The 12,497-nt window shown below is 48.5% G+C and carries 6 protein-coding genes; 4 read left to right on the top strand and 2 right to left on the bottom strand.

Annotated features, from left to right (window positions below; all coding sequences use genetic code 11):
• Positions 1-89: 89 nt before the first annotated feature.
• Both BFP72_RS12990 and map read left to right on the top strand, forming a co-directional pair.
• Positions 90-1,370: a cellulase family glycosylhydrolase gene (locus BFP72_RS12990; RefSeq protein ID WP_143520065.1), complete on the top strand. Its 1,281-nt coding sequence runs from the start codon at positions 90-92 to the stop codon at positions 1,368-1,370.
• 379 nt (positions 1,371-1,749) lie between these two features.
• Complete coding sequence (gene map, locus BFP72_RS12985) at positions 1,750-2,514, top strand: type I methionyl aminopeptidase (RefSeq protein WP_099600790.1); 765 nt, start codon at positions 1,750-1,752, stop codon at positions 2,512-2,514.
• Positions 2,515-2,620: 106 nt separating this feature from the next.
• On the opposite strand, the gene BFP72_RS12980 is transcribed toward map, so the two are convergent.
• Together BFP72_RS12980 and BFP72_RS12975 are read right to left on the bottom strand one after the other, a co-directional pair.
• A complete protein-coding gene (locus BFP72_RS12980; RefSeq protein ID WP_221406518.1) occupies positions 2,621-3,712 on the bottom strand; it encodes a glycoside hydrolase family 5 protein in 1,092 nt (363 codons plus the stop codon).
• 105 nt (positions 3,713-3,817) lie between these two features.
• Positions 3,818-8,128: a hybrid sensor histidine kinase/response regulator transcription factor gene (locus BFP72_RS12975; protein ID WP_099599540.1), complete on the bottom strand. Its 4,311-nt coding sequence runs from the start codon at positions 8,126-8,128 to the stop codon at positions 3,818-3,820.
• A 309-nt stretch (positions 8,129-8,437) separates the two neighbouring features.
• Here BFP72_RS12975 and BFP72_RS12970 point away from each other — a divergent pair, with 309 nt between their 5' ends.
• Positions 8,438-9,436: a PKD domain-containing protein gene (locus tag BFP72_RS12970; protein WP_099599539.1), complete on the top strand. Its 999-nt coding sequence runs from the start codon at positions 8,438-8,440 to the stop codon at positions 9,434-9,436.
• A gap of 93 nt (positions 9,437-9,529) precedes the next feature.
• Positions 9,530-12,496 (top strand): TonB-dependent receptor, encoded by a 2,967-nt coding sequence (locus BFP72_RS12965; RefSeq protein ID WP_099599538.1) that lies wholly within the window; start codon positions 9,530-9,532, stop codon positions 12,494-12,496.
• Position 12,497 lies beyond the last annotated feature (1 nt).

The following is a 12,497-nucleotide window of genomic DNA, read 5'->3' as shown; positions in this document are numbered from 1 at the left end:
ATAGGTACGATCTCTGATCGATTTGTACGCTATAGGAGGAGGGACTATACGGGAAATTGCACATACAATTTCTAATAAAGCGAAAGACAATGTATAGATATCTGACAATGGTGGCGCTGCTACTCAGCAGCGTAGTGTATGGGCAAGACAAGGGGTTTGTGCAAGTGAAAGACTTGGGGTTTGAGATCAATAGCGAACCTTATCACTACATCGGGACGAACCTCTGGTATGGTATGAATTTAGGTTCGAAAGGAGATCAAGGTGATCGGGAGCGATTGGTCAGGGAGCTGGATGCTCTCCAAGCCCTCGGCGTGACCAACCTACGTGTCATGGCGGCTAGTGAAGGTAGTCTCGATAGCCCTTATCAAAACAAGCCGATCCTCCAAACGGCTCCTGGAGTGTATGACGAGGACCTACTGGAAGGTCTGGATTTTTTTATGGTGGAGATGGCCAAACGCGACATGAAAGCCGTGGTTTGCTTAGGCAATTTTTGGATGTGGAGTGGGGGATTTCCTCAGTATGTCTCTTGGGCGACAGGCTCAGAGATACCTTATCCAGACGTGACAGGTGGAGGATCATGGGATGAGTTCATCAGTTATTCCGAGTCTTTTTATACCAACAAGAAAGCCATGAAGATGTACTACGATTTCGTGGAATTCCTCATCGGACGGACCAATAGCCTCACGGGGGTGGCCTACGAGGATGACCCTACGATCATGGCGTGGCAATTGGCCAACGAGCCGAGAGGGTACAGCCATGTGCCGGAGTTCAGGGCGTGGATTGATAAGTCAGCGAAACTGATCAAGAAGAAAGATCAAAATCACCTCGTGTGTCTAGGGACTGAAGGAGACACCTCTACACCCATCTCGGGCAACGAACTCTATGCGGACAACCTATCCAAGTATGTGGACTATGCGACCACTCATGTGTGGATACAAAATTGGGGATGGTTTGACCCCAACGATACTTTGAGTTTTGAGACGGCCAAGCAGATGACTCTTGATTATCTCAAAGGGCAAGAAGAAAAGGCACAACGTCTCGGTAAGCCACTGGTGGTCGAAGAGTTCGGCGTGCCACGTGATGGAGGAGCTTTTGGCGATGAGTCTACTGTCGTATACAGAGATGCATACTATCGGTTGATATTTGACTATACACTGCGGAGCATTCAGTCCGATGGCGTGATTCAGGGTTGCAATTTCTGGTCATGGGGAGGAGAAGGACGTCCGTCTGCTCCCGGCCAACTGTGGGAGATAGGAGACGATCTGATTGGTGACCCGGCCCATGAATTGCAGGGGTGGTATTCGGTGTATGATACCGATACGAGTACTGTGGATCTCATCAAAGAGTTTACTCTACAGGTCGAAGAATAAGGACGTCCTTATTCTCAGAGACTAGATTCGACTGACTCGTGAAAAAACTCCAAGAGGTAATCTTCTTGGAGTTTTTTTGTATGTGTCTCGTCAGTTCAGAGATGCTGTGCTTAACATGGTTTAGTCGACATTCCTAGGGGTACAAATCAATAACGGATTTCGAACAATGAATCTTGAATAGTGAAGTGATAATCATTTGCTTTTGGGTCAACCTGACAAAGTACATTATTCGAAAGGTGTGAAGGTGCTGGCTATATGTGAATTTGATATTAGGTTGTAGCGATTTGGAATCCAAAGGATTAACTTTGCGAACAGTGTCGTGACAAACCATTGGATGGGAAGAAGCAATGTAGGGCACGATTACAATAGCATCAAGCATATGTCAATAACCAAAGAATCCGAGCGGATCGGGATGGAAAGAATCAGTCAGGTAGTAGGGACAACACTCAAACGGATGAGGGAATATGCCCAAGTCGGTATGTCTACGAAAGAGCTCGACGAGTACGGGGGCGCGATATTGAGAAGTTATGGAGCAAAATCAGCTCCGTTCGAAACCTATGGATTTCCGGGATATACATGTATCAGTGTCAACGAAGAAGCGGCGCATGGCATCCCCTCTGATACGACCATCCTCCAGGAAGGCGATTTGATCAATATTGATGTCTCGGCTGAGCTGGATGGGTTTTGGTCTGACAATGGGTCTTCCTTTGTGCTAGGCGAGGATGTACACAATCATCAGCCCCTAGTGGATGCCTCCAAGCGTATTTTGCGCCAAGCAATATGTCAGATCAAAGGAGGGGTGAAAATAGCAGATATCGGACACCTGATCGAGACCGAGGCAAAAAAGTCAGGATTCAAAGTGATTAAAAACTTGGCAGGGCATGGTGTAGGTAGAAGTCTACACGAGGCACCTGAAAATATCCTCAACTACCGAGTGAGGAGCAATCGGGAGCGATTTCGCAAAAATACCACAGTAGCCATCGAGACGTTTATTTCGACTCGGTCTACTGTAGCTGTAGAGATGGCGGACGGATGGACGCTAGTGGGGAATAGAGGGGGGTATGTCACCCAGCACGAGCAGACTATACTGGTCACAGATGGAGCTCCAGTAGTGCTCACAGCATCCAATGGAGAGTGGGACTGAGTAGGTGAGACGTACTGTCTCGCAGGATAGACTTATGTCAAATAGGCAGTAGACACGAAAACATCGCTTCGTATCTACTGCCTGCTGTTTACAATCTGTTTTGCGATTAGGGTTTGTCGTAGTTTCGGTCGAGAAGTATACTGCGGAGGTAGAGTCCGGATTCGGTGAGATCAGCAGTAGTGGGTGTTTGGTCACCAGGTGTTCCTGGCTTGAATATCGACGCTCCCTCTGCTTTTTCGGAAACTGCCCAGTTGCACCATGACAATTGGTTGTCATCCATCCATTCCATCCATTTTTTGGTACTCTCGTAGTTGATTGCTCCGTCTCCGTTGGCATTGATCACCCCAAACTCCGACACGAATATACAAAGACCAGCCGCGCGAGCTTTGTCTGCGGTGTCTCTGAGCCATTGCTTGTGTGTCCCTGCATAGAAGTGCAACACATAGGCGATGTTGGGATCTGTAAGGGGCTGTTGTACCACTTCGTCTACACGCTGCGACCAAGTACGAGTGCCGCAGAGGATGAGGTTGTCAGGGTCGTGTGCACGGATCGCAGCGATGACCTGAGTCGCATAGGGTACGAGAGTATTGACCCAGTCGTCTTCTAGGGGTTCGTTGTATATTTCATAGATCACATTGGGGATGTCTTTGTATTTTTTGGCCATTTGGCCAAAGAAGTCCGCGGCAGTATCCGGGTCTTTGGACGCCTCATGTGAATGGTAGTCAATGATGACATAGAGGCCGTTTTTGACAGCAGCTTGTACGAGGATGTCTACTTTTTTTATCTCGGTTTCGGGATGGGTTTTGTAGCCTTCATGTTCGACGGCCATGGCTGCACGGATGATGTCTACTTTCCAGTCTTGGGCGAGGTAGTCTACGATGGTTTCGTTGTACATCGCGGCTTGCCATTGACTCCAGAAGAACGACATCCCACGGAGCTGAGCGACTTTTCCATTTTCGTCGACTAGCTCGTTGCCTTTGACTTGTAGTTGGCCGTGTGCTTCGAGAGGCGTTTGGCTGAGGTCTGATTCTTCTTGTTGTTCCGTGTTTTCTGCCTCATTTTTTTCTGCAGTATTGCTTGCATCCTCTTGTTGGTTATCTTCTATAGAGGAATCTTCTTTGGTTTCGCAGGCCCACAGGAGGACGAGGGATAAGCTGAGGACTAGTGTCCTTTTGATCATCTTTTGTATTGTTTTCATAGTCATCTTAGTTTGGTCCAAAACTACAGCGAAGAAGACTCTTCTAGGGGTAGAAGGATATACCAAATATCACGTGTAAATGATCCAATCACTCAGAGTATCGGGTTAGGTGGTTGCTCCTTGGTATTCTTTTGGTGTTTTGCCAAATTGTGTTTTGAAGCATTTGCTGAAGTATTTGGGGTCGCTGAACCCTACCGCGTAGGCGATTTCAGAGATGTTCATTTCACCGTGTTGTAGGTACTCGATGCTTTTTTTGAGTCGGATACTCTTGATGAATTCGTTGACTGATAGGCCGGTGATGGCTTTGAGTTTGCGCAGCAGATTGCGGCGACTCATATGGAAGTGCTCGCTGAAATCGTCGACACTCAGAGCGGTATTGGTCAAATTGTCGCTGATGATGTCGATGGCTTTTTTGAGGAATTTTTGGTCCACTTCTTTGGGAGATAAGTTCTTGATATCAAGAGAGGTGGATTGGTTGAACTTCTCAATCAAGTGCTCTCTGGTATGGGCGATGTTTTTGAGCTTTTGTTGGAGTATCTTGATGTTGAAGGGTTTGGTGACATAGTCGTCCGCTCCTGACTTGAACCCTTCCCATTGTCGTTCTTCACCCGAATAGGCTGTCAGCAGAATGATGGGGATATGGTTGGTTTTTTCATCTTCTTTCAGGTTTTGGCACATGATGAAACCATTCATCTCGGGCATCATCACATCACTGATGATGAGGTCTGGGATGATGTCGAGAGCTTTCTCTAGCCCCATTTGTCCGTTGGATGCTTCTGTGACTTGGAAGTCATGCTCCAGAGAGGCCTTGATGTACTCTCGTATGTCGGCATTGTCTTCGACGAGGAGTAGCATGGGTTTTTCGCCCAGAGCGAAATCAGAAATCCCGTCATCGACGACTTCTCGGGCTTCGGAGTAGACAGTGAGATCGAGAAGCGGGGTGAGTGAGTGAGGCTCGGACGTCTCGATTGGGTGGTTGCTGGGAGTGACGATTTCAGAGCTGCTCAAGTGTCCACTCCCGATCGGAAAGGAAGCACGAAAGCAGGTGCCTTGATCTACGGTACTGGTGAGTTCTATCTGACCGTGATGCAGGTCGATGTACTGCTTGATGAGTGCCAGTCCGATGCCCGAACCTGCCTGGTGGAGGTTGGTGGCGTTGTTGGCTTGGTAGTAGAGGTCAAAGATATGAGCAAGCTGGTCGGCGGGGATTCCCGCTCCTGTATCTTCTATGGAGAGAGTGAGGGAGTCTTGTTCGGTATTCATCTGTAATTTGACGTGGATGTATCCCGTTTTGGTGTACTTGAAGGCATTGGAGAGTAGGTTGGTGATGATTTTTTCCATTTTTTCGGAATCAAACCAAAGGTCATAGTGGGGATAATCAGACTCAAAGCGGTAGTCGATCTGCTTTCGTTCGGCCATGAACTTGAAGGTGTCGAAGACTTCTTGGATGCAGGTGATGATGTCGTTTTTCTGTGCTTGTAGCTGGATGTTGCCCGATTCGATTTTGCGAAAGTCCAAGAGTTGATTGATCAGTCGCAGGAGTTTGAGGGCGTTGCGGTGCATGATACTCAGCTCTTTTTGTGATCGATTCTTTTGGGCATAGCTGCCGATGAGTTTTTCGAGTGGGCCTATGATGAGTGTCAAAGGGGTGCGGAGCTCGTGGGAGATATTGGTAAAGAAGCGGAGCTTGAGTTCGTTGAGTTCCTGGATCTCTTTCAAGAGGGATTGGATCTTGTCTGCCTGTCGTTCGAGTTCTTCGTTTTGACGGATCAGCTGGGTGTTGTTGTCCGTGAGGGTGTCATTCTTGATGCCGATTTCGTCGTTTCGTTTTTTGAGGAGTTCGTTGATCGTACGGATCTCCGTAGTACGAGATTCTACTTCCTTGCGGAGTTCTTTTTGTCGCTGTTTGAGCTGGTAGAGGCGGACTCGGATAAAGGTAAATATCGTTAGTAGAGTGAGTGAGATGATGGCCAACTGAAACCAGGTAGTCTTCCACCAGGGTGGAGAGATGATGACTCGGATGGATTTGCCTTCGTCATTCCAGATGCCATCGTTGTTGGCTGCTTTGACGCGAAACGTGTATTGCCCTGGGTCGAGATTGGTATAGGTGGCACTGCTTTGGTTGCCGACGTAGTTCCAGTCTTTTTCGAACCCTCCCATGATGTAGGCGTACTGATTTTTTTGTGGGAGCCAGTAGTTGAGTGCCGAAAATTCAAAGGAGAAGACGTTGTGTCTGTAATCCAAAATGATCTCTTCTGTTTGATTGAGAGGATGTGTCAAGACTTGGTTTTGACCAAAGTCTACTTTTTGGTTGAAGAGGCGGAAACCTGTGAAGATGACTTGTGGCACGACGGGGTTGAGCCGTATGCTTTCGGGATGGAAGGCGTTGAGGCCATTTTGTCCACCGAAGTAGAGCCTGCCGCTTTGTCCTTTGTGGCAGGAAAAGTCCTTGAAGTCATTGGCTTGCAATCCGTCTTCTTTGGTGTAGACATGGGTGGTGCCGCTGCCCGGGAACGTCACTGCTGCCTCCATTTTGACGAGTCCGCCCATGGTGCTGACCCAGAGATTGCCATGGTCATCTTCGAGGATGCCTGCGATGCTGCTATTGGGCAGGCCATTGGTCTCGTCAAAGCGTTTGAACTCGTCGGACTCTAGATCGAAGTAGAATAGTCCTTCACGGGTACCGACCCAGATGTTACCCCGGCTGTCTTCGAGGGATGCGATGGGGGTGTTGAGTCGCATGTTGTAGGATTGATCGAGTCGAGCAAATAGTCGGGTCTTCGGATCGTAGATGTCGAGGGTTTTGCCAGTTTGGATGTAGAATTTGCCGTCTGAGGCCTCAAAGATACTCGTGATGAAGTTGTCCGAGAGGCTGGTGGGGTTGCCGGGGGTGTGCTTGTATGTTTTGAATTCGTCAGTGGAGGGGTTGTAGCGGTTGATGCCGCCATTCATGGTGCCTACCCATACGGTACCGTTTTGTGCCAAACATATCGAACTCACGTCTGTATCGCTGATGCAATTGCGGTGACCTGGTTTAGGAACAAAGTGTTGGAAATCTTTGGCTCCTTTTGGACGAAAGTCGAGCCCTCCATCGAAAGTCCCGACCCACAGGTTTTCGTCACGGTCGATTTGGATGGCCAGTACGGCGTTGCTGAGGAGACTTCCTTGGTCGTGGGGATCGTGCATGAGTTGCTCGACGACTCCAGTTTGCGCATCGACGATGTTGATCCCGCCACCGTCTGTTCCGACGTAGATGTTGCCTTGGGGGTCTTCGGCGATCGAGAGGATGCTGTTGTTGTTGAGCTCGTCGATGTCTTGTTTGTAGTGGACGAAGGGTTTGTTCCACTTGCTGAAGAAGTTGAGTCCCCCACCGTAGGTGCCCACCCAGGTGATGCCTGATTCGTGATCGGAGTATATGGAGTGGATAGAGTTGCTGTTGATACCAGTTTTTTTGCCGACCTGAGGGATGTAGACTTCCAGACTGTGGTCGGCGAGGTTCATGACATTGAGTCCACCCCCTTCGGTCCCGATGAATAGATGCCCACGCTGGTCTCCGGAGAGGCAGAGTACGCTGAGGTGACTGAGGGAGGGGATCGTGTCTTGGCTGTGGAGGTAAGAAGTGAAGGTGGCTGTCTGTGCATCGTAGCGGTTGAGGCCTCCTCCCCATGTGCCGATCCATATTTGATAATTTTCGTCCTCGTAGATGCCAGTGACGTAGGGGTGGTTGAGATGATTGGAGTTTTGTGGATCTGGGAGGTATGCGACGAAGGTCGAGCGGTCAGGAGAGATGCGGTAGAGTCCTTGGTCTGTCCCGATCCAGAGGTGCTGTAGATGGTCTTCGTAGATGGTGGAGACGATGCCCTTGATGAAGTGGGGACGGTCATCGACCAGCGAAAAATAGGGCGAAAAGTTGTCGTTTTGGATGTCATAACGGTCGAGGCCTTTGGCTGTGCCTACCCAGAGCTGCCCATGGGAGTCTTCGTGTATGCTGTGTATTTGGTCATCACTGAGACTGTTGAGTTTTTTGGGAGCATTGCGGTAGTTATTGAATTTTTCGGTGTGTGGGTCGTAGCGGTTGAGTCCGCCGCTGTAGGTCCCGATCCAGAGGTAGCCCTGCCTGTCTGACTCGATGGCTTGGATGAAGTTGTCACTGAGCGAATGCAGGTCTCCAGAGATAGTTTTGAATACCTTGAACTCCTTGCCATCATAGCGGTTGAGTCCGTTGATAGTACCCACCCATAGGTAGCCTTGATTGTCTTTCTCGATACACTTGGCCCATCCATGACTCAGTCCCTCATTCATGCCGAGGTGGGAGAAACGCATGTCCTGTCCATGCAGGTTTGGAGCATAGCTCATCCACAGGAGCATAGCTATCAACCGCAAAGTGTAACCAACTTTAGCTGCATTGTCTTTCATAACTGTCCGAAGCAAATCGTATCAAAAGGTTGGCTTGGGCTGATCTTATTCTCTAAAGATAGTCCCACAAAATGTGGAATTTATATGAAAATCCCCTTTTTGTTCAGGTGAAAAGTTATGCTTTTTCAGTTACAGAAATCGGGTTTAGCGCAGTTGTGTCCCAAAATTCTACTTCTTGATCAGATTTTTCCACCCTTCTCGGATTCTCCAAATCTAAAATTGTTCAAGCAATTCGATAGAGCATTTGCAAAGACGTGCTCCATCGGAGGATTGAAAAACTAAAATTATTAATAACTAAACTTTTTTATTATGAATTTAAGACGATTACTAGGGTACTCAAGTGTATTGTTCTTGGGACTGACGATGATGAACTGTAGCAGCGACGATGGCGGCAGCAGTAGCGATGGAGACGATTCTGTGACTCCAGATCCTGTCGTGGCGAGTTATAGCTATGTGATTGAGGATTATACGGTGACCTTCACCAACGAGTCCGTCAATGCGGATACCTATGCTTGGGATTTTGGTGATGGTGAGACCTCTACAGACAAGGACCCAGTGCATACCTATGCCGAGGCGGGAGACTACTCTGTGAAAATGACTGCTAGCAACGAAGCAAGTGAAAAAGAGTCTGTGAAAGTTGTGAAAATAGAAGAGGTAGGTCAAGATCCTATGACGTTATTGACAGGAGGTAGCAGCAAGACTTGGATTTTGGCACCTGAAAAAAATGCGGTGAGCTTTGGGAATCCCGCGGGTATCTGGTACGATGGCTTGTCCTTGGACGATACGGCTGTAGAGATGTGGTGGGGCAACCTAGCCGATCAGGTAGAGGGGAGATCTTGTCTATTTGACAATGAATATACCTTCACTTCTGATGGCGACTATACAAGAGAGACCAACGGAGCGATTTGGAAAGAGTGGAAAGTTTTCGATGCAGTGAGCGGCGAGGGATGTTCGGCAGATGGCGAAGAGCTCCTCTCTAGGTATGCTGATGACGATGTATCGGCATGGAGAGACGGTGATTTCACTTTCGAATTAGAGACATGGAGTGGAGCAGATACCATTTTCAACTATACGTTGACCACTGCAGGTATGGGAGCATATATCGGGCACTATGTCTCGGGGACCAATACTTCAGACTATGCCGTACATGACGGAGCAGAATATGGTATCGTTTCAATCGCAGAGGATAGAATCGAGCTCATCTCATACGGATGGGGCGGAGATGATATGGATGCAGCAGCACCTGCTGTACATGACCCAGCTGCGGGTACTAGATGGTACAAAGTAGTTCTCGTACCGAAACCCTAATCATGCTCAATCACACCACTTTGGCAGACTAGCTAGAGGGGTGTGATTCCCTTTCGGAAAAAGACTTTAAGACTAATTTAAACAAGCGTGTAGATGAGAGATAAGTTTACAATATATAAACTCTTCTTGGCGGTGCTGTTGTCGATAGTGATCTTCAACGTACAGGCGCAAGAGAAAAAAGTGTCTGGGAAAGTGACCGACCCCATCGGTGAAGCTCTACCAGGTGTCAACATCCTGATCCAAGGTACATCGACAGGTACAGTATCAGATTTCAACGGGAATTATTCGTTGACTTTAGCAGAAGACCAAAACATACTGGTGTTTAGTTCACTTGGGTTCATCTCCAAGACCGTCGAAGTAGGCAATCAACAAGTCATCAACGTGGCGCTAGCCGAAGATGTCGAGCAGCTCGAAGAAATCGTGGTAGTGGGTTATGGTACACAAGAGAAAAAAGATGTGACAGGTGCAATGAGTACACTGGGTGAGGAGGACTTCAACAAAGGAGTCGTGTCCAACCCTTTGGAAATGATCCAAGGTAGAGCGACAGGTGTACAGATCACACAGTCGAGTGGTGCTCCAGGTGCTGCGATATCTGTCAAAATTAGAGGCAACGGTTCGATCCGGAGTAGCAACGACCCCTTGTACGTCGTAGACGGTGTGCCACTCAGTGGTAGCAACGTGTCGGCAGGAGGTACGGGGGCCGGTGACTTAGGAGGGACACAAGCTCAAAATCCATTGAACTTTCTGAATCCAAGCGATATCGAGAGTATCGACGTGCTCAAAGATGCTTCTGCGACAGCTATCTATGGATCGAGAGGGGCTAATGGTGTCATCATGATTACCACCAAGCGTGGGGCCAAAGGAGCAGCGGCGATCAGCTATGCAGGTTATGCCAGTGTCTCCCAAGTAAGAAAAAAACTGGACATTCTCTCTGCCGAAGATTGGAGAAATGCTCGCATTGCTTTGGCATCCGAGACGGGAAACATCAGTTACCTCGATCATGATTATGGTGCCAGCACGGATTGGCAAGATGAGATTTTTCGTACGGCCATCTCTCAAAACCACGGAGTGTCGATCTCGGGAGGCAATGAGACCGGCAACTACAGAGCATCGATCGGGTACATGGATCAAGAAGGGGTCGTAGAAACCTCGTCCATGAAGCGTATCTCAGCGAGGATCAACCTCAACCAATCCCTAATCGAGGATCGACTGAAAGTCGGAGTGAATTTGACAGCATCCAATGTGAAGGACCGCAGTGCACCGATCGGTGACGGTGGCGGGATCGGTGGTGATTTGATCTACAATGCCCTCACAGGCAACCCGACTTGGCCTATCAAAAACCCAGACGGTACCTACTACCAGTTTTCTACCACGGAGCGAAATCCCGTAGCGATGCTCGATCTCTACGATGACCGTACCAAAACGGATAGAATCTTGGGTAACACGACCGCTGACCTCAAGATCATCGATGGACTGCATTTTCACCTCAACCTCGGAGCGGACAAGAGTACATCGGTGCGAGCGATCAATTTCGACAAGGAGTTGCTATTCATGCCCAATGGCTATGGAGAGATCGCCTATACCGAGTCTGTCAACTACTTGATGGAAGACTACCTACAGTATGACAAGTCTTTTGGTGAGAGTGATTTTAGCATCATGGCAGGGTACTCCTACCAGTATTTTGAGACATCCTGGCACAGTATGGTCGCCCAGGGATTTGGTACATCCAATATCCTGCCGACAGACAACATCGGCGCGACGAGTTCGGATATCCCAGACGACGTGTTCTCGGGGGGCAAAATCAACGAACTACAGTCGGTCTACGGTAGGGTCAACTACAGCTACCAAGACAAGTACCTCGTGACTGCCTCCCTCAGAATGGACGGCTCGTCACGGTTTGGGGCGAACAACCGCTACGGATATTTTCCTTCAGCTGCTTTGGGGTGGAGGATTTCCGAAGAGGCCTTTTTGCAAAACGTATCTGCGATCAATAATTTGAAATTGAGAGTAGGATATGGCGAGACAGGAAACCAAGAGATCCCAGACTACATCCAGGAGCAAGTATACGCCAAGGATGGAGCCAACGGAGGGGTCCAACTTGTGCAGGTGCAAAACAAAGATATCCAGTGGGAGTCCACCAAACAAATCAATGTGGGGTTGGACTTTGGCTTGTGGGATGATCGTATCGCTGGTACGGCCAACTACTTCCACCGTAGCACGACAAACCTCCTGTATTATAGACCACTTGCAGCGCCTTCGATTGTGCCCTATGGATGGCAAAACCTGGACGCGACACTCATCAACAAAGGGTTCGAATTTTCTTTGACCGTCAACTGGCTCAATAGCTCGGACTGGTCATGGTCTACCACGGGGAACTTCACGATGATCGACAATGTAATGGAAGATTTTGAATCAGCGGGGATACTTACTGGCCAACTCAATGGTCCAGGGTTGACCTCTGTACCGACACAAGTACTCGAGGAGGGCTATGCGTCGCAGACTTTCAAACTGAGAGAATTTGAAGGATATGATGCCAACGGCATCTCGGTGTTCAAGGACAATGGAGAGCTATCCTATGTCGGCAATCCATACTCCAACTTTGATTTCAGTATCAGCAATATCATCAAGTACAAAGCCTTCGACTTTAGCTTCTTCATCGATGCGAAACAAGGAAACTTGGTATACAACAACACCGCCAATGCGCTGTTCAATAAGGTGGCTTTGGCTCAAGCCAAAAACATCACTTATGATGAACTCAATGCACCACGAAGCTTGTCAGATGGAGTTGTCGCTTCGGACAAATACTTGGAAGATGCTTCGTTTGTCCGCTTGTCCAACATGACGCTAGGGTGGAATATCCCGAGCAAAAACGTCAGTTGGTTGAACAGCCCGAGAGTCTATGTGACCGGACAAAACCTCTTCGTTCTCACCGACTATACTGGGTATGATCCAGAGGTCAATACCAACAAGGCCATCAACGGTATCCCGTCGGCCGGTATCGACTATACCTCCTATCCGAGACCGAGGATTTACCTCATAGGGTTTAATGTTAACTTCTAAA

Source organism: Reichenbachiella sp. 5M10 (genome assembly GCF_002742335.1).
In the GTDB taxonomy this organism is placed as follows: Bacteria; Bacteroidota; Bacteroidia; order Cytophagales; family Cyclobacteriaceae; genus Reichenbachiella.
Note: the sequence above shows the minus strand (reverse complement) of the source record. Positions and strands in the feature narration are given on the sequence as shown.

Bases quoted from the DNA above. Each gene is read 5' to 3' on its own strand.
- BFP72_RS12965 (WP_099599538.1), top strand. From the start codon at position 9,530: ATGAGAGATAAGTTTACAATATATAAACTCTTCTTGGCGGTGCTGTTG.
- BFP72_RS12970 (WP_099599539.1), top strand. From the start codon at position 8,438: ATGAATTTAAGACGATTACTAGGGTACTCAAGTGTATTGTTCTTGGGA.
- BFP72_RS12980 (WP_221406518.1), bottom strand. From the start codon at position 3,712: ATGAAAACAATACAAAAGATGATCAAAAGGACACTAGTCCTCAGCTTA.
- BFP72_RS12990 (WP_143520065.1), top strand. From the start codon at position 90: ATGTATAGATATCTGACAATGGTGGCGCTGCTACTCAGCAGCGTAGTG.
- BFP72_RS12975 (WP_099599540.1), bottom strand. From the start codon at position 8,128: ATGAAAGACAATGCAGCTAAAGTTGGTTACACTTTGCGGTTGATAGCT.
- map (WP_099600790.1), top strand. From the start codon at position 1,750: ATGTCAATAACCAAAGAATCCGAGCGGATCGGGATGGAAAGAATCAGT.